Source organism: Rhizobium sp. TBD182 (assembly GCF_001950375.1).
Taxonomy (GTDB): domain Bacteria; phylum Pseudomonadota; class Alphaproteobacteria; order Rhizobiales; family Rhizobiaceae; genus Agrobacterium; species Agrobacterium tumefaciens.
Window position 1 is genome coordinate 201,320 of the sequence record NZ_BDLN01000002.1, and the last position, 18,984, is coordinate 220,303.

Consider the following 18,984-nt stretch of genomic DNA (forward strand, 5'->3'; position numbering starts at 1 on the left):
AAGGAGCCCGGCAAAACGGCAGTGCGCCGGGCTCTTTTTTTCGATAAACCGGGCTCAGCGCAGCAGCGCCTGCGCCTCCTCGATGCCGAGTGCTGCCGGCTGCGTGCAGGTTGTGGTCATCTCGATGAAGCGGCCTTCTTCCCCGGATTTGAGGATGGAGGTCATCACGTCGATACCGTGCAGGGAGCGATCCAGCGAGCAGCGGGCATCGCGGCCTTCAAGGATAGCAATCGCCATATCGGCCAAGCCTGCCGTGCGATAGTTGGCGCGCGGGCCATTCGGGCTTTCCTGGTTGGCAATGCCGAAGGGATGCGCCCAGTCTTCCAGCGGCTGGATATTTTTGTCGCGTCCGCTCGCCTCCACCACACCGCCGAAGAAGTTGGGGTCCGGCACGTAGATCGATCCTTCCGTGCCGTAAAGTTCCATATTGGCGTGGCGATGCGACCACACATCCCAGCTGGCCGAAAGTGTGATCGTTGCTCCGTTCACGAATTCCAGAAGCGCATGGATGTTGGTTGGCGTTTCTACCGGGATGATCTCGCCGTTCAGCGGCTGGCTGGTCACCGTTCGGGTGGGGTTGGCCATTGATGTCAGTGCGCCAACGCGCTTGACCGGGCCGATGAGGTTGATGAGGTTCGCCACATAATAGGGGCCAAGATCGAGGATTGGCCCGCCCCCCTTCAGGAAGAAGAAGCCCGGATTGGGGTGCCACATCTCCATGCCGGGGCTCATCACATGGCAGGTGCCGGAGGTGATGCGCCCGACCTTGCCCTCGTCGATATATTGCCGGGCAAGCTGATGCGCGCCGCCAAGGAAAGTATCAGGCGCGCAGCCAACGGAAAGGTTCTTCTCGCGGGCGATGCGCCGCAACTCCTCGCCTTCCTCCAGCGAAAGCACCAGCGGCTTTTCCGAATAGACGTGTTTACCCGCCTCGAGTGCCGCTTTCGACACGGGAAAATGCGCGGCGGGAATAGTGAGGTTCACCACCACGTCGATGTCCTTGTTGGCGAGGAGTTCCTCGATCGACTGCGCCGTGACACCAAATTCTTCTGCCCTCAGTTCCGCCGCATTGCGGTTAAGGTCGGCGCAGGCCAGCACCTTAATGCCCTTGAAGAGCGGTGCCAGCGAAAAGTAAGCAGACGAGATGTTGCCGCACCCGATGATGCCGACGCCCAGTTCCCTTTGCATGATGAAAACTCCGGATTGATGCTCAATAGGTTTTGAAGGATGCGATGGAGCGCGTGATCAGCCGATCGATATCCTTGGGATTGTCGTGTTCGACCACGAAATGTTTCGTGGCGGATTTTGCCCTTAGAGCTGCCACGAGGGCCTTCCAGTCCACCGTACCGTGGCCGACATCCGCCCAGCCGTCCTCATCCGTATTTTCGCCTGATGGTGCGATGTCCTTCACGTGCACGGCGGTAATGCGCTTGCCGTAGCTTTCGATCCAGGCGAGCGGATCGGCATTGCCTCTGATAATCCAGGCAATATCCGCTTCCCATTTCAGGTCCGGTCCGCCGGCAAAAATCTGCTCCTGCGGGGTGGAGCCATCCGGGAGCACCTTGAACTCGAAATCGTGGTTGTGCCAGCCGAAGGTTAGCCCGGCATCCACGAATGGTTTACCCACTTCCTGCAGGCGCTTGCCGAAGGCGAACCAACCAGCCGCGTCCGCCGGGCGCTGGTCGGGCATCAGGTAAGGGCAATAAATCGCTTCCACGCCAAGAACCTTGGCGATGTTCAGAGCCTTTTTCGGATCACCCTCGAGAAGATCGAGGCCGAAATGGCCGGTCGGCATGGCAAGACCATTGGTATCGAGTTCGGAGCGCAGGCTGTTCAGCCCGGCGTCATCAAGCGAGGCGTACATGGCGCCGTAACCTTCGACCTGTTTGTAACCAGCCGCCGAAAGCTTCTTCAAAATATTGGAAAACGGCTGGAAATTGCGGGCGCTGTAAAGCTGGAAACCGAGTTCTGTCATTATCTCCTCCATAGAGATGTGGGTGCTTGGGATGGTGTTGGGGGTAAAACGGGGCCCTTCCTAAAGCCGCTCTTCGCTCTGTGCGTCGAACAGCGAGGCCATGGTGAGGTCTAGGCCGAGGCGAACCCGGGTGCCCGGCGCAAACCGCCTGTGGCCGCCAACGCGCACGGACAAGGTATGACCGGCATGTTTGAGCCAGATCAGATTGTCGGCGCCCATCGGCTCCTCGATGTCAACGATCGCCTCATGCACCTCGCCGCTGACGATGTCGGCATCGACGCGCACATGTTCGGGACGCACACCGAGAACCACGGCACGACCGGCGACAAGCGGCGCCTCCGGCTGATAACCATCCAGTGAGAAGGTGACGCCGTTGGTGGTGAAGACCACCTTGCCGTCCTTCTCGATCAATTCGCCACGCAGGAAATTCATCGAGGGCGAACCGATGAAGCCCGCGACGAAGAGGTTCCTTGGCTTGTTGTAGATGGTGACGGGATCGGCAAGCTGCTGGATGACGCCGCTTTTCATGATGGCGATACGATCAGCCAGTGTCAGCGCCTCGATCTGATCGTGTGTCACGTAGATCATGGTGTTTTTCAGCGCTTGGTGCAGCCGTTTGATCTCGACGCGCAGTTCCGAGCGCAGCTTGGCATCGAGGTTGGAAAGCGGTTCATCGAACAGGAACACGTCCACGTCGCGCACCAGCGCCCGGCCGATCGCCACGCGCTGGCGCTGGCCGCCGGAAAGCTCGGCGGGCTTGCGCTTCAGGAGTGGTTCGATCTGCAATATGCCCGCCGCCCTTTTGACGCGCCGGTCGATTTCCTCTTTCGGAACCTTGGCGACCTGAAGGCCGAAGGAGAGGTTCTTCTCCACCGTCATCTGCGGATAAAGCGCATAGGACTGGAACACCATGCCGATGCCACGATCCTTCGGCTCCTCCCAGGTAACGTTGCGGTCCTTGATGAAGATTTGCCCGTCGGTTGGCTCCAGAAGGCCCGCAATGCAATTGAGAAGTGTCGACTTGCCGCAGCCGGAAGAGCCGAGCAGCACGAGGAACTCGCCGTCGTAAATATCGAGATTGAGGTCTTTCAGGACAGTAACGGCACCGAAGGACAGGGAAAGATCGCGAATGGAAACGCTTTTGTTCATATAACTCAACCTTTTACTGCGCCTGCGGCGATGCCACGGACGAAAAGCCTGCCGGAGACGAAATAAACGATCAACGGCACGGCCCCGGTGAGAAGGGTTGCAGCCATGTTGACGTTGTATTCCTTCACGCCCTGCACGGAGTTGACGATATTATTGAGCTGCACCGTCATCGGGTAATATTCCGGCCGCGTGAACACGACACCGAACAGGAAGTCGTTCCAGATGCCGGTGACCTGCAGGATCATCGCCACGACGAAGATCGGCAGCGACATGGGCAGCATGATGCGAAAATAGATCTGCCAGAAATTGGCGCCATCAATACGTGCCGCCTTGAACAATTCCTCCGGCAGCGACGCAAAATAGTTGCGGAAGAGTAGCGTCAGGATTGGCATGCCGAAAATCGTGTGCACGATCACGAGGCCGGTCAGCGTGCCATAAATGCCCAATTCGCGCAGCACGATGACGATCGGGTAGATCATTACCTGATAGGGGATGAAGGCGCCGATGATGAGGATCGAGAAGAACAGTTCCGAACCCTTGAACTTCCAGTTCGCGATGGCGTAACCGCTGACGGAAGCCACGATGATCGAGATCACGACCGACGGTATGAGGATGCGTACCGAGTTCCAGAAGCCGCGTGAAAGCCCGTCGCAGTTCAGCCCGGTGCAGGCATTCGCCCAGGCTTTCACCCAGGGTTCGAAGGTGATTTCCACCGGTGGCGCGAAAATGTTGCCGAGCCGTATTTCCGGCATGCCCTTCAGAGAGGTGACGACCATCACGTAAAGCGGAAGCAGGTAATAGGCGGCAGCGACAAACAGCGTGCCATAGAGAATGATGTTGCGGCGGGAAAACGTTTTTTTCGGCTTCTTGCCGCGGGGACCGGAAAGGTCCGTGGCAACCGCATCGGTTGCGGCGGCGACCGTGTTCAATGTGCTGATATTAGCCACGCTTCTTGCCTCCGAATTCGAGGTACGCCCATGGAATGACGATAATGGCGACGGTCAGAAGCATCATGGTCGAGGCGGCAAAGCCCTGCCCCAGGTTCTGCGCCTGGAACATGTAGTCATAGACATATTTCGCCGGCACTTCGGATGCGATGCCCGGTCCGCCACTGGTCTGCGCCACCACCAGATCGTACACCTTGACGATGCCGCTCGCGATAATGACAAGCGTGGTGATGAAGACCGGCCGCATCATGGGAATGATGATGAGGATATAGGTCTTCCACATCGGAATGCCGTCGACGCGCGTCGCCTTCCAGATATCCTCGTCTATGCCGCGAAGACCGGCCAACATCAGGCACATGACGAGCCCCGTGCCCTGCCAGAGCGCCGCGATCAGGATGCCGTAGATAACGATCTCGGAATTATAAAGCGGGTCGAAGGTGAAGCTTTCCCACCCCATCGAGCGGACCACGGACTGAATGCCGAATTCCGGGTTCAACAGCCATTGCCAGACAAGGCCGGTTACGATGAACGACAGAGCAAAGGGATAAAGGAAGATGGTGCGGAAGGTGTTCTCGAAACGGATCTTCTGATCCATCAGCGCCGCCAGCACGAAGCCGATCACCAGACTGAAGATCAGCGACAGAATGCCATAAATCGCCAGATTCTGGATGGAAATGATCCAGCGCGGCGCGGCCCACAACCGCTCATACTGGTCGAAACCGATGAAGCTTGCACGTGGCAGAAGCTTGGAATTGGTGAATGAATAAATCACCGTCCAGACCGTTCCGCCGAGAAAAATCACGACGGCGGTCAATATCATGGGAATGGAAGCAATCTTCGAATTGAGATTGCGGAAAAGCTGGTTGGGGCGGCCGGAGCGCGCTAGACCCGCCATGGATGACCCTCCTGTAACGTTGCCGTTGATAGCCAAGCAAGGTCTCAAATACCTTGCCCCAATCCTCCGGGCTTGCGCGTTTACGCATCCCGCAGGGAGCTTGCGGCGGATGGATGCCACCCGCCGCACAAGAGGTTGCGGTTAGTCAGCGGAACCGATGATGCCGGCGAAGCGCTTCTGTGCATCTTCTGCAGTCATCGCGCTGGCAAAAAACTCTGCCATCAGGTCTTCTTTCTGCTTCTGCGTATCAGCAGAAATCAGCTGGTCTGTGCTGGTCAGCGCATTGCCCTTGGCCAGAATTTCCAGACCCTTCTTCATGCAGTCATTGGCCGCATTGAGGTCGACGTCGCCACGGATCGGCAGCGAGCCTTTCTTAAGGTTGAAAGCCACCTGCGTTTTGGGATCGACGATGGTTGCGGCCAGAACGTCCTGCGCCTTGGATTTTGCTTCATCCTTCAGCAGCGGGAAATAAAAGGCGTCGCCGCCGGTGGTGAGATAGTCGTTAAGGCCGAGACCCGGCAGGCAAGTGTAGTCCGTACCCGCCTTCTGGTTGGCAAGCTGGAACTCGCCCTGCGCCCAGTCGCCCATGATCTGGCCGCCAGCCTTGCCTGTTATGACCATGTTGGTGGCCTGGTTCCAGTCCTGAACATTGGTGCCCTTGGCCATGTCGCGGGCCTCGACGGCGGCCGCAAAAATCTTGGCCATGTCGGGACCGGCCGCTGCTTCGGCATCCTTGTCGCCATAGACCTTCTGATAAAGATCCTTGCCGCCGATCGAAAGCGTCAGTGTGTCAAACAGACCGTTGGCCTGCCATGCCTGACCGCCGAGCGCGAGCGGCTGGATACCGGCTTTTTTCAGTGCCGGTGCTGCGGCAGCAAATTCAGTCCAGTTCTTGGGAACTTCGACGCCCGCTTTCTTGAACGCTTCGTTGGAAAGCCACAGCCATTGCCAGGAATGGATGTTGACCGGCGCGCAATAGATCTTGCCGTCGATGGTGCAGCTGTCGAGCAGGCTTGCCGGCTTTATGACGTCTTTCCACTTGCCCTTTTCGGCAACGTCGGTCAGGTCGCGCATCAGGCCGGCCTGCACCAGCTCTTCCGCCTGTCTGCCATGGTTGAACTGGGTGGCACCCATCGGGTCGCCGCCGGTGATACGGCTGATCATGATCGGACGGGCGGTGCCGCCCGAACCGGCAATAGCGCCGTCCACCCACTTGTTGCCGGTGGCATCAAAAGCCTTGGCAAGTTCGGCAACGGCAGCGGCTTCACCGCCCGATGTCCACCAATGGGTAACTTCAAGATCGGTAGCCCCAGCGACACCCGCCGGAATCATAACACTGGCCAAAAAGGCCGCAGAAATATAGCGCATTCGCATGAGTCTCCTCCCTCACTGAAACGTTGCAGTTGGAACGTAAGCGAAGATTTTTGATTAGGCAACCGCCTAAAAAATGAATCTCGCCGCAGCTCGCCGCGCTGTTTCGAGCAGATACAAACGTGCCGAACGGCTAGATTTTGTTGAGAAAGAAGATTGGGAAATTGGAAGGATGCCGAATGGCACGACAAAGACTGCGCACCGGTAATCTGCAGGCAACGTAGTATCTTCATAGTCTTCCGACTTTGGCGTCGGTTCCTGCGCACAGAGTGCCAAGCCCGCATGGACGGGCAAACATAAGGTGAGCGATCGTGAAACGTTGGCACATTCTTTTGATGATCGGTCTGGCGGGCGTGTTATCGCTTTTGCTCGCACCGTTCGAACGGTTGGCGTCGGGACAGGATCTTTCCTTCACGATACGGGTTGTGATGCTCGTACAGCCGGCAGTCCTGATCATTGCTGCGGTGGCGACGGGTCAAGCGCTCGCCGGCAAACTCGGGCTCGGCACTCCGCTGATCGATGCCTGGCTGAAAGGAACCGGGTTCGGGCAAGTCTTGCGCAGGCAAGCCCCATCAGCTTTGCTGATGGGCCTTCTCGTCGGCCTGTTGATGATCGCTTATTCGTCTGTGATCCTGCCTGCCTTCACCGATACGGCAACCATGGAAAAAATGGCGGCGTTTGAAGTCCCACTTGTCACCCGGCTTCTCTATGGCGGCATAACGGAGGAGCTGCTGACCCGATGGGGCTTGATGACATTATTCGCATGGGTGCTCTGGCGAATAGTGGGCAAGGGGCAAGTCCAGCCGGTCATGCTGTGGACTGCCATTGTCATCGCAGCGGCCCTTTTTGCCGTGGGCCACCTGCCCTTTCTGTTTGCCATTACCGTTCATCCGCAACCATTGCTGATTGTCAGTGTCATGCTCGGCAATTTTATCCCCGGACTGATGTTCGGGTGGCTGTTCTGGCGTCGCGGGCTGGAAGCAGCGATGCTTTCCCACGCTTTCGCCCACTGCGTGAATGCAACTGTCTCCTGATCCGTCGAGCCGACAGATAAGTCAGGGATTTATCATCCCGGCCTCGCCGGCCGGGATAAAATGCCGCTTCTGTGAGGGCAGCAGTCCTAATGCCTCTTATAATCATCCTCGATGCGGATGACGTCGTCTTCGCCAAGATAGGCGCCGGTCTGGATTTCGACCAACTCAAGCGGAATCTGCCCCTCATTGGCAAGCCGGTGCGGTTGGCCAATCGGGATATAGACGGACTGGTTTTCCGTCAGCAGCCGGGTTTCGTCGCCAATCGTTACGGTTGCCGTGCCCTTGACGATGATCCAGTGCTCCGAGCGGTGATAGTGTTTCTGGAACGAGATGCGGTGGCCAGGATCAACCGTGATGTGGCCCACGCGGTAGCGCTCGTCCACATACATATGTTCGATGTAACCCCATGGACGATACACTCGCCTGTGCGCTTGCGTCCGCGGCGCGTGTTCGCCATCCTTCAGTGTCTCCACCAGGCCCTTCACGTCCTGCACCCGGTTTTTCGGCACCACCAGAACCGCATCCTTGGTAGCCACCACCACCAGATCCTTTGCCCCCACCACGGTCGTCAGCAATTGCGTGGAATGGATCAGGCAGCCCTCGGAATCGATGAAGACGCCGTCGCCCTCGAGCGCATTGTCGTTGCCGTGCTTGTCGGCGATTTCCCAGATCGCGTCCCAGCTGCCAATATCCGACCAGCGGAAATGGCCGTGCACCACCGCCATGCGCTTGGTCTTCTCGATCACCGCATAGTCGATGGAGTTTTTCGGCGAGGCTTCGAAGCTCGCCTGATGCAGGCGCACGAAGCCAAGGTCGCTTTCATATTGTTCGACCGACTGCGTTACTGCCGCAAGAATCTCCGGCGCGAATGCCTTGAGTTCGGCAATCATCACGTCGGAACGGAACAGGAAGTTGCCGGAGTTCCAGAGATACCCCTTCTCCAGATAGGAGATTGCCGTCTTCACATCCGGTTTTTCCACGAATGCCTCGACGATGCTCAGGTCAGCCTCACCATCAATCGCTTCACCAGGCTTGATGTAGCCGTAAGAGGTGCGCGGTTCGGTTGGCACCAGACCGAAAACGACGATATTGCCCTGATCGGCGGCCCTGGCGCCAAGCCTCACGGACTCTGAAAATTTGTCGGCATCCAGCACCACATGGTCGGCGGCGAGCGCCAGCACCAGGCATCCCGGCTCCCGGCGCTCGGCCAGCACGGCGGCAGCGGCCATGGCGGCGGCACTGTCGCGGCGGGCGGGTTCGAGAACCACCGTCGCCGGAAGATCGATCTCCTCAGCCTGGCGGCGGGCGAAGAAGCGGAAATCCTCGTTGGTGATCACCAGCGGCTCGGCATAAAGCGCCTTGTCGGCCACGCGCGTGAGTGTCTGCTGATAGGTCGAAAGATTGCCGACCAGCGGCTGGAACTGCTTGGGCAACTGATCGCGCGATACCGGCCAAAGCCGTGATCCCGCCCCACCAGCAAGAAGAACCGGCGTGATCTTTCGAGATTGTTCCGTCACAATAAAAACCTTTCCAACTTTAAAAAACTTCCGGCGGGCCGGACAATATACATATTTACCAATGCTGCCATCATCGGTTCACGGGCGGATAAGCGCAAGCTCATAAGTTCGCCTTGTGAAAGCTTGGTGAATGTCGGACCCGTTTTGCTAACGCGACGCACAGGGTGAGGTTCCGCGCAAAGGCGATCAGTCGCTTTGACAGGCCGCAAAGAAAAACCCGGGCGAATGGCCCGGGTTTCCGTTTTCAGAGCGATGACCTGTCAGGATCAGTTCGGCAGCGCGTAAGCGATCACGTAGTCGCCACGGTCAGGAGACTGACGTGCACCGCCGGCCGAGATGACGACATATTGCTTGCCTGTCTTCGGAGACTTGTAGCTCATCGGGCCGCCCTGGCTGCCGACAGGAAGGCGGGCCTTCCAGACTTCCTTGCCGGTCGCCGTATCAAAGGCGCGCAGATAATAATCCTGTGTGCCGGCGATGAAGACGAGACCGCCCTGGGTGGCAAGCGTTCCGCCGAGCGTGGGCATGCCGATCGGGATCGGCAGACCCATCTTGATGCCAAGCGGACCGGTATCCTCAACGGTGCCGACTGGAACCTGCCACTTGATCTGCTGCGTCTTCATGTCGATCGCAGTCATCGAGCCATAGGGCGGAGCCTGGCAGGGAATGCCGAGAGCAGACAGGAAACGGTTCTTGTTCACCGCATAGGGCGTGCCCTTCATGGGAACGACGCCCATGCCGGTATTGACGCTTTCGCCGCCGCTTGCCGTTGCCTTGGTGGGAGCAGCTTCCTTCATCTCAATCCACAGGCCGAGGCGCATGTCGTTGATGAAGATTGTGTTGGTCGTCGGGTCAGTCGAGATGCCGCCCCAGTTCATGCCGCCGAGCGAGCCCGGGAAGGCGAGGGAGAGGTCCGTGCCCGGCGCCGTATAGAGGCCTTCATAACGCATGCCCTTGAAAGCGATACGGCACAGAAGCTGATCGAAAGGGGTGGCACCCCACATATCGGCTTCCGTCAGCGTCTGCGCGCCGATTTGCGGCATGCCCACCGAACGCGGCTGCGTTGGTGCATATGGCTCGTTCGGAATGTTGCCGGCCTTGACCGGAACGTCTTCCACCTTGGTCAGCGGCTGGCCAGTCGCACGGTCCAGCACATAGATCTGACCGGCCTTGGTGCCGAAGACCAGAGCCGGAACGGTCGTTCCGTCAGCCTTCGGGAAATCGATGAAGCTCGGCTGCATCGGCACGTCGAAGTCCCATAGGTCGTTATGAACCGTCTGGTAGACCCACTTTTCGCGGCCGGTCGTGGCATCGAGCGCCAGCATGGAAGCGCCGTATTTATGATCGAGCGGTGTGCGCGTCGCGCCATAAAGATCGACCGAGGGGCTGCCTACCGGCATGAAGACCGTGTTCAGCTCCGGATCGTAGGACATGGATGCCCAGACGTTCGGCGTGGAACGGGTGTAGGTCTGGCCCTCGGGCGGCAGTTTGGTGATTTCAGGGTTGCCGGGATCGAAAGCCCAGCGAAGCTCACCCGTCACCACGTCGAAACCGCGCATCACGCCGCCAGGCATATCCACCTGTACGTTGTCAGCGATACGCCCGCCGACCACGACGGTGGTGCCGGCCAGTGTGGGGGCCGATGTCAGCACATATTGCGGGTCCGGCGCATCACCAAGACCGATCTTCAGATCGACGCGGCCGTTGGTGCCGAAATCCGGGCAAAACGCGCCGGTGTCGGCGTCGAGCGCGATGAGTTCCGCGTTGATGGTGTTCATGAGAATGCGGCGCTGGCAAAGCGCGCCGTCGGCTACGATCGCCTGGGTGACAGGCGTTGCGCCCGGAGCGGTCGGCTGCTTCAGCGGCGCCTTGGCATCGAAATAGGCGAGACCACGGCAACGCATCCAGACGGTGGATTTGGCGTTGATTTCGGTCTTCCACTTCTGCGCGCCGGTATCGGCGTCGAGCGCGATGACATTGTTGTGCGGTGTACACACAAACACGGTGTCGCCGACCTGAAGCGGCGTTTCCTGATCTTCCGCACCGTTCGCGCCGGGGCTGATCGGGATGTCGCCAGTCCGATAGGTCCATGCCACCTCAAGGTTCTTGACGTTATCGCGGTTGATTTCGTCAAGCGCAACAAAGCGGCTGCCGCCCGCCGTATTGCCGTAATGTTCCCAGTTCTTCTGCTCTTTTTCCGGCGTTACCGGCGTCAGTGCAGCAACCTCACCCTTGAAGGCGACGGTCGGATGCGGCACGAACATGCCGGCAAAACCGGCAGCGGACGCAATGGCCAGAACGCCAGCAAGGGCAAAGGACGCGCCGTAAGCAGGCGTCTTGCCAGCCGCGCGCCGCAGCAGCGGATAGGAGAGCGCAACCACCATGGCGCCCACGCCCAACGCCAGCAGGCGGGAGATGAGCGGCCAGAAGTGCAGTCCGGCTTCCCACACTGCCCAAACACCGCTAACGATGAAGACAAGGCCGAACAGGAGCGCGCCGGCAGGCTTGCGCAGGAGAATAAGCAAGCCGGAGACGATCAGCGCGATACCCGCCAAGACGAAATAGAGGCTGCCGCCGAGTGTTGCGAGCTGCCCGCCGCCAATGGCGAAGAACAGTCCCGCAGCGACAATGACGGCGCCGAGCACGAAGAGCCATAATCTGGCTGCAAGCGACGTTGAGGTTGCTGGTTTACTCATGAAATTAAATATCCGGTTAGGAGAGCCGCCGCGAAGGCTGACGCCCGATGATCTTTCAATGCCCGGCCCAGGCCAGACAGTCCGCCGTACTTACGGCTGAGCGAAGATGCGCTGAAGGCGACGAGGCGAAATGGGGAACAATGGTGCGGGAGACTTCCGTGGTGACTGTCATGTTGACCCATTCACTGCAGTTTATCGCCGGCCCCAATGGACGGCGGACAATGTGCTCGAACAAATCCTCCCAAGTTCGTATCGCAGAGGCCCGCATGCGGGCACTGGGCGACCGAAACCTCGGTGCGGTATAACGTCGCCTGCGACAAGATGACAATGCGCAAGACGGGCATTTTTGATAAGCTGCGCTTATACCATATCAACACCTACAACACAAAGACCTCTCCGCCGATGGATATTCGCCAGCTCGCCATTTTTGTGGAAGCCGCAAGGGCCAAAAATTTCCGCGCGGCCGCTTTGCAGCTGGGCATCGCCCAACCGGCCGTAACGCAGCGTATCCGGCAACTGGAAGAGAATCTGGGCTTCAAGCTTTTCCTCCGTGTCAACCGTGGTGTGGAACTTACGCCGGCTGGGCAGTCGATGCTGCTCGATGCGGAGGAAATTCTTGCCCGCACCAAGGGGGCGCTGGAAAAGGCACACCAGATCAGGCGCGGCCAACTCGGCACGCTGCGCATCGGCTTCGGCACCAGTGTAATGGCGGAACGAAAATTGCCGGCGCTGATCACCCGCTATGGCAACAACCACAGGGAGGTGACGCTTGAACTCCTGCCCGGCATGACGATGGAACAATTGATCGAGCAGGTGGCGACGCGCAAGACAGACGTCGCTTTCATTCGCGCACCCCTGCCCCAATTGCCGCAGAGCTTGCGGGCCATGCCCTTCGACCGCTCCAAACTGTGCGTCGCCCTGCCGGAGCGCCATCCGCTCGCCTCCCGCCCCAGAGTTTCGGTTGTCGATATCGTGCAGGAAAAATTGCTGTTGCCGGTGGACGAGATCGGCCTGGGGCTCAGCAGCAGCGCGCTTTCCCTTTTCGAGGATGCAGGCTGTGAGCCGGAAATCGGTATGCGCATCGCCAACGTCAACACCATCCTTGCCCTCGTCGAAGCTGGCGCGGGAATTTCCATTCTGCCGGAAAGCACCGTGCGCTCCACAAGGGGCATCACAGGTGTGCCGCTCGAAAGCGCCGATGCCTGGTCAGATAGCGTGCTGGTCGTCAGACGCGGTCCGCTTGCCCTCCACGTGGAGGCCTTCGTGAATATGGTACGGCAGGCCTACCAGTCCCACCTATAATGCCGACAATACACACTTAATCGATTGAATCGGACACAAATTTCGCCACGGCTAAATTTGCTGCACTGAACAACATTCAACGCTTGGCACGCGCGCGAAAAATACAATAACAACGACGGATATTTTTGCACTGTTATCGACACGAAAGCACACTCAGCCCATGTCCGACACGACGAAGCCCGCCAGCCCCAGAACATCGGTTACAGATCAGGAAGCACTGGATTTCCACGCGCAAGGCAGACCGGGGAAACTGGAAATCACCCCGACCAAGCCGATGGCGACTCAGCGGGATCTGTCGCTTGCCTATTCGCCGGGAGTGGCCGTGCCGGTGAAAGCCATCGCCGAAAATCCGGCGACCGCTTACGATTATACGACACGCGGCAACATGGTAGCAGTGATCTCCAACGGCACGGCGATCCTCGGTCTCGGCAATCTCGGCGCGCTCGCCTCCAAGCCTGTCATGGAAGGCAAGTCCGTTCTGTTCAAGCGCTTTGCGGATGTGGATTCCATCGATCTCGAGGTCGATACCGAAGACGCCGACGAATTCATCAATTGCGTGCGTTACCTTGGCCCCTCTTTCGGCGGCATCAATCTGGAAGACATCAAGGCGCCGGAATGTTTCATCATCGAAAGCCGCCTGCGCGAGCTGATGGACATTCCCGTTTTCCATGACGACCAGCACGGAACCGCCATCATCGCCGCCGCCGGTCTCATCAACGCCATCGAACTGACAGGCCGAGACTTCAAGACGACGAAGCTCGTCTGTAACGGCGCAGGTGCTGCTGCCATCGCCTGCATGGACCTTATCAAGGCCATGGGTTTCAACCCCGAAAACATCACGCTTTGCGACACCAAGGGCGTGATCTACCAGGGCCGCACCGAAGGCATGAACCAGTGGAAATCCGCCCATGCGGTAAAGACTGACAACCGCACGCTGACTGAGGCCATGAAGGGCGCGGATGTCGTCTTCGGCCTGTCGCAGAAGGGTGCCTTCACCGAAGAGATGATCCGCTCCATGGCGCCAAAGCCGATCATTTTCGCAATGGCCAACCCTGACCCGGAAATCACCCCGGAAGAAGTCGCCCGCATCCGCGACGACGCCATCATGGCGACGGGGCGTTCGGATTATCCGAACCAGGTCAACAACGTCCTCGGCTTTCCCTATATCTTCCGCGGCGCGCTCGATGTCCGTGCAAGCCAGATCAACGACGCAATGAAGATTGCCGCTGCACAGGCACTGGCCGATCTTGCCCGCGAGGATGTGCCGGATGATGTGGCCGCCGCCTATCAGGGCAACCGCCCGCGCTTCGGATCGCAATATATCATTCCCGTTCCCTTCGATCCGCGACTGATCTCGGCAATTCCGGTGGCCGTGGCCAAGGCCGCCATCGAAACCGGCGTCGCTCGCCGCGAATTGCCCGATCTCGATGCCTATGCCCGCGAGCTTTCCGCCCGCCGCGACCCCATGGCGTCGACCACGCAGCGCCTTTACGAGCGTGTGCGCCGCTCTCCGAAGCGGGTCGTTTTCGCCGAAGCGGAAGAAGAACAGGTGATGCGCGCAGCGATCTCGTTTACCGCGCAGGGGCTTGGCACCGCCATCCTGCTCGGCCGTGACGACATCATCAAGGCCAATGCGGAGCGTGCCGGCATCGATCTCGACCGCGCCAATATAGAGATCACCAATGCCCGCCTTTCCAGCCGCGTCGATGCCTATGTCGATTATCTCTATGCGCGTTTGCAGCGCGGCGGCTTCCTGCTGCGCGACGTGCAGCGCCTGATCCACAACGACCGTAACCATTTCGCCGCCTGCATGGTGGCGATGGGCGATGCGGACGCCGTGGTCACCGGCGTTACCCGCAACTATTCCACGGCGCTCGAGGATATCCGCCGCTGCATCAACACCAAACCCGGCCACCGTGTCATCGGCGTTTCTCTGGTCGTGTCGCGCAACCGAACGGTCTTCGTGGCAGATACCGCTGTGCACGACATGCCGTCCGCCGAAGACCTTGCCGATATCGCCGAAGAAGCAGCCGGTCTCGCCCGCCGTTTCGGCTACGAACCGCGTGTGGCGATGCTCGCCTATTCCACCTTCGGCCAGCCGGTTGGCGAACGCTCCGACAAGGTGCGCGAAGCGGTGAAAATCCTCGACAAGCGCAACGTCAATTTTGAGGTCGACGGGGAAATGTCGGCCGATGTGGCGCTGAACCATCATCGCATGCAGAGCCAGTATCCCTTTGCCCGCCTTTCCGGCGCGGCCAACGTGTTGGTCATGCCCGCCATCCATTCCGCCTCGATCTCCACCAAGATGCTACAGGAACTGGGCGGCGCGACCGTCATCGGCCCGCTTCTCGTCGGCCTCGACAAATCGGTGCAGATCACCTCGATGGGTGCCAAGGACAGCGACATCGTCAATATGGCGGCGATCGCGGCCTATAACGCCGGTCGGTAACGATGTGGGAGCGCTCTTCGGGAGAAGGGCGCTCAAAATGCCCAGGCATAGCCAACATATCCTCGCCCCTGTGGCGAGGATATTCCAAAGCGCCGAACCCCGCCGCCGTAAGAACAAGATTCTACGATTTCAAATTATTAGGTTATTTTTTCTCACCAGAGAACTTATTGGAACACGATTTTATTTATACGATTTTTTGCGCAACGCCAATTCTCGCTCTCGACGGACGCCTCATGTAGTTTCCACCCACAACCAAAAGGAAATACCCATGGCCCTCTCCTTCTCCAGATTTGCCGCAAAACTCATCGCCGGAACCGTCGTCATCGCTTCGATGGCCACCGCCGCTCACGCGGATGCGACGCTCGACCGTATCAAGGGTCGCGGCAAGCTCACCGTCGGCGTCATCCTGTCTGGCGCGCCTTTCGGCTTCATCGATCCGAAGACGCAGGAGCAGAAGGGCCTCAACATCGACGTCGCCAAGGCGCTGGCCGCCGGTCTCGGTGTGGAGCTGGTGACCGAAACCGTGACCCCGCCCAACCGCGTGCAGTTCCTGCAGCAGGGCAAGGTTGATATTCTGATCGCCAACATGCAGTACACGGAAGAGCGCGCCAAAACGCTCGATTACGTGCCCACCCCCTATGACCGCCAGGGCGGCGCAGCCATCGGCCGAAAGGACTCGGGCATCAAGGACTGGCCAGACCTGAAGGGCAAGATTGCCTGCGTGTCGCAGGGCTCCAACTACACCCAGCCGCTGATCGAGCAATATGGCGCGCAGGTAAAGGCGTTGCCGAGCCAGCCTGAATCGCTGCTCGCGCTGAAGGGCGGCAATTGCGATGTCTCCGTGCACGTCAACGGCACGCTGAGCCTGATGCTTCAGGACCGCGCCGATGAGTGGAAGGATTACGGCATCCTGATCCCCACCGACCTTATCCCTTCTGACTCCGTCATCTGGCTGCGCAAGGGCGAGGCCGACACGCAGGCTGCGCTCGACAAGATCGTCAAGGAGCTGCACGCTTCCGGCAAAATGATCGAATTCGCCAAGGCCAACCGCCTGCCGAGCATCGGCTTCATGGAAGAGCAGAAGACGAAGCTCTCCGCGGCGCAGTAAAGGCTGGGCAATCCCGCTTGCTCTGTCACCCCGGACCTGGTCCGGGGGACCGGCATGTCGTAGGGGCATCTGCCATCACGGAGATTTCCCTCACCACTGAGAACGGCCGGTTTCGCCCGCCGTTCTTTTCTGCTTTATAGCAAGACAGGTCATTCTGGCACCGCCTGCCGGGCGGCAGCCGCGACAACAGCATGGATATCCGATGCAGGATGGATTTACAGCGCGTTTCATAGAGTTGGCCGCGCATATAGGCCTCAACTATGACTTTCTGAACAGCGGCTACGAGGTTCAGATATGGCTCGACGGCATGAAGATGACGCTCATCCTCGTCGCCGTCACCCTGCCGCTCAGCCTCGTTTTCGGCTTCATTTTCGCCGCCATGCTCACGTCAGGCAAAGGCTGGCTCGCCGGTCCGGTGCGCGCCTATGTGGAATTGACGCGCAACACGCCGACGCTGGTGCAGCTGATGTGTGGTTTCCTTGTGCTCAACATGTTGATTTCAAACGCGCTCGGCGGCGCGCAGAACAATCCGCTCACACCGTTCTTCTGGGTCGTCGCCATCACCGGCCTGCACGTTGCCGCTTTCCACGCGGAAGCCTTGCGCGGCGGTATCGAGGCGGTGCCGGCTACCACCATCGAGGCGGCACGCGCCATCGGTTTCAGCTCTTTCGAGATTTTACGTTACGTGGAATTTCCGCTGGCAATTCGCACGGCACTTCCTTCCATAATCAACAATCTCATCAATCTGGTGAAGCTCACCACCGTCGGTTCGGCGATTGCGGTCGGTGAAATCACCTATGCCTCGATCCTGATCTGGACGCAGCGCGACAATGTGGTCGAACTGATGCTGGTGATCCTCATCTTTTTCAGTGTCATCAATTTCATCGTCGCAAGGGCGGGCCTGTGGCTTGAGCGGCGTCTTGCGGTTCCGGGGTTCGGTCAATGAGCGCGGTTGTCTCTCCAACACAGGCGGCGAAGAAGCTGCCTTTCGGCACCATTCTTCTGTGCGGCGTGCTGGTTGCCGTCGTGCTGTGGCTGGTTCTCGATCCCTCGCTCGGACAGGTGCTGCTGGAATGGCTGCCCTATCTCGGCAAGGGTTTTGCAATGAATGTGCTGATCAGCATCCTGGCGATTGCCATCGGCACCATCATCGGCGTCTTGCTTGGCATCATGGAGCTTGCGCCCTATCGCCTCGTGCGCGCGCCGGCGCTCACCTACGTGCAAATCTTCCGCAACGCCCCGCATCTGGTGCTGATTTTCGCCGCGACCTACATCTTCCCCTTCGAGATCGTCGCCTTCGGCAACTACATTCCGTTTCCAGACTGGATTAAGGCCGTGGTCGGGCTTGCGATTCCGGCTAGCGCCCACATCGCCGAAATCACCCGAGGCGCCATCCAGTCCATTCCCACCGCACAATGGGAAGCGGCGCAGGGCCTCGGGTTTTCGCGCAACCAGACGCTGCGCTGGATCATCCTGCCGCAATGCGTGAAGCGCTCGCTGCCGCCGTGGATGAACCTTTACGCCTCCATCACCATGGGCACGGCGCTTGCCTCGCTGGTCGGCGTGCATGAGCTCCTCCACGCCGCAACCGATGCCAGTACCGCCGTGCAGCGCAACGATTTCACCGTCGTGGTCTATCTCACCGTCCTGATGGCGTTCTTCCTGTTCTGCTATCCCGTGTCCCGTTTCACGCAGCGCCTTGAACGGCGCTTCGCTTCCCGCTGATTGGAATACACCATGTCCGCATCCGCCCCCCAAACCGCCGCCAAAGCTCTGGTTGAACTGGAAGGCGTGCACCTGTCCTTCGGCGACAATCAAGTGCTCAAAGGCATTGATCTCACCGTCAACAAGGGCGACGCCGTCTCCATCATCGGCCCTTCCGGCTCGGGCAAATCCACGATCCTGCGCTGCATCAACGGCCTGCTTATTCCGCAATCTGGCAAGATCACCGTGGGGGGCACCCGCGTCGATCAGCTGAAAACGGAAGCTGAGCGCATAATGCTGCGCAAGCGCATCGGCATTGTCTTCCAGCAGTTCAACCTCTTCCCGCATCTGACTGTCATGGAAAATATCACCATCGCGCCGATTAAAATCCTCGGCACGCCGAAGGCGGAAGCCGAGCGTCATGCCCGCGAATTGCTGGAAAAAGTCCGCCTGTCGCAGAAGGTGGATGCCTATCCCGGTCAGCTGTCCGGCGGCCAGCAGCAGCGTGTGGCCATTGCCCGCGCGCTTGCCATGCGGCCTGAATTGGTGCTGTTTGACGAAGTTACCTCCGCACTTGATCCGGAAACCGTGGGCGAAGTGCTCGCCGTCATCCGCGATCTCGTCAATGACGGCATGACCAGCATTCTCGTGACCCATGAAATGCGCTTCGCCGAGGAAATCAGCGACAATATCGTCTTCACGGAAAACGGCCTGATCGTTGATCAGGGCACGCCGGAGCACATCTTCTACAAGTCGACCAATCCGCGTATCAACGCCTTCGTAAAGGGTCTCGGCGGACAGGTGGCACGGGTCGCCGACGGCGAAGGGATCTGACGC

The 18,984-nt window shown here is 59.2% G+C and carries 15 protein-coding genes; 7 read left to right on the plus strand and 8 right to left on the minus strand.

The window, feature by feature from the left end; all coding sequences use genetic code 11:
* Positions 1-54 precede the first annotated feature (54 nt).
* From T18_RS09710 to T18_RS09735, 6 genes are all read right to left on the minus strand, one after another.
* On the minus strand, positions 55-1,188 hold the full coding sequence (locus tag T18_RS09710; protein WP_003510945.1) for a Gfo/Idh/MocA family protein: 1,134 nt from the start codon (positions 1,186-1,188) through the stop codon (positions 55-57).
* 22 nt (positions 1,189-1,210) lie between these two features.
* Positions 1,211-1,975 (minus strand): sugar phosphate isomerase/epimerase family protein, encoded by a 765-nt coding sequence (locus T18_RS09715; protein WP_003510948.1) that lies wholly within the window; start codon positions 1,973-1,975, stop codon positions 1,211-1,213.
* Positions 1,976-2,035: 60 nt separating this feature from the next.
* Entirely contained in the window at positions 2,036-3,124 is a 1,089-nt protein-coding gene (locus tag T18_RS09720; RefSeq protein WP_003510949.1) for an ABC transporter ATP-binding protein, read from the minus strand.
* A gap of 5 nt (positions 3,125-3,129) precedes the next feature.
* Positions 3,130-4,071 carry a carbohydrate ABC transporter permease gene (locus tag T18_RS09725; protein ID WP_003510950.1) on the minus strand — a complete coding sequence of 314 codons (942 nt, stop codon included), beginning with the start codon at positions 4,069-4,071 and terminating at the stop codon, positions 3,130-3,132.
* Complete coding sequence (locus tag T18_RS09730; RefSeq protein ID WP_003510951.1) at positions 4,064-4,966, minus strand: carbohydrate ABC transporter permease; 903 nt, start codon at positions 4,964-4,966, stop codon at positions 4,064-4,066. The genes T18_RS09725 and T18_RS09730 overlap by 8 nt, the downstream gene beginning before the upstream one ends.
* A gap of 141 nt (positions 4,967-5,107) precedes the next feature.
* A complete protein-coding gene (locus tag T18_RS09735) occupies positions 5,108-6,340 on the minus strand; it encodes an ABC transporter substrate-binding protein (protein ID WP_038494114.1) in 1,233 nt (410 codons plus the stop codon).
* A 332-nt stretch (positions 6,341-6,672) separates the two neighbouring features.
* On the opposite strand from T18_RS09735, the gene T18_RS09740 reads away from it, so the two are divergent.
* Positions 6,673-7,371, plus strand: coding sequence for a CPBP family intramembrane glutamic endopeptidase (locus tag T18_RS09740; protein ID WP_003510953.1), 699 nt, complete (start codon positions 6,673-6,675; stop codon positions 7,369-7,371).
* Between the two features lie 86 nt (positions 7,372-7,457).
* Here the strand turns inward: T18_RS09740 and T18_RS09745 are convergent, their stop codons facing one another.
* Together T18_RS09745 and T18_RS09750 are read right to left on the minus strand one after the other, a co-directional pair.
* Complete coding sequence (locus T18_RS09745) at positions 7,458-8,888, minus strand: mannose-1-phosphate guanylyltransferase/mannose-6-phosphate isomerase (RefSeq protein WP_003510955.1); 1,431 nt, start codon at positions 8,886-8,888, stop codon at positions 7,458-7,460.
* 266 nt (positions 8,889-9,154) lie between these two features.
* A complete protein-coding gene (locus tag T18_RS09750) occupies positions 9,155-11,584 on the minus strand; it encodes a glucose/quinate/shikimate family membrane-bound PQQ-dependent dehydrogenase (protein WP_003510957.1) in 2,430 nt (809 codons plus the stop codon).
* Positions 11,585-11,911: 327 nt separating this feature from the next.
* On the opposite strand from T18_RS09750, the gene T18_RS09760 reads away from it, so the two are divergent.
* The 6 genes from T18_RS09760 to T18_RS09785 all read left to right on the plus strand — a co-directional run bounded on the left by T18_RS09760 (position 11,912) and on the right by T18_RS09785 (position 18,981).
* On the plus strand, positions 11,912-12,886 hold the full coding sequence (locus T18_RS09760; protein WP_038495798.1) for a LysR family transcriptional regulator: 975 nt from the start codon (positions 11,912-11,914) through the stop codon (positions 12,884-12,886).
* A gap of 160 nt (positions 12,887-13,046) precedes the next feature.
* Positions 13,047-15,335 (plus strand): NADP-dependent malic enzyme, encoded by a 2,289-nt coding sequence (locus tag T18_RS09765; RefSeq protein WP_003510961.1) that lies wholly within the window; start codon positions 13,047-13,049, stop codon positions 15,333-15,335.
* 268 nt (positions 15,336-15,603) lie between these two features.
* A complete protein-coding gene (locus T18_RS09770; protein ID WP_003510963.1) occupies positions 15,604-16,443 on the plus strand; it encodes a transporter substrate-binding domain-containing protein in 840 nt (279 codons plus the stop codon).
* Positions 16,444-16,645: 202 nt separating this feature from the next.
* The gene (locus tag T18_RS09775; protein WP_003510965.1) at positions 16,646-17,389 is read left to right on the plus strand and encodes an amino acid ABC transporter permease; all 744 of its coding nucleotides are present in this window, start codon (positions 16,646-16,648) and stop codon (positions 17,387-17,389) included.
* Positions 17,386-18,168, plus strand: coding sequence for an amino acid ABC transporter permease (locus T18_RS09780; protein WP_003510967.1), 783 nt, complete (start codon positions 17,386-17,388; stop codon positions 18,166-18,168). Before T18_RS09775 ends, T18_RS09780 begins: the two co-directional genes overlap by 4 nt.
* 12 nt (positions 18,169-18,180) lie before the next feature.
* Positions 18,181-18,981: an amino acid ABC transporter ATP-binding protein gene (locus tag T18_RS09785; RefSeq protein ID WP_003510968.1), complete on the plus strand. Its 801-nt coding sequence runs from the start codon at positions 18,181-18,183 to the stop codon at positions 18,979-18,981.
* The last annotated feature ends 3 nt before the right edge of the window (positions 18,982-18,984 follow it).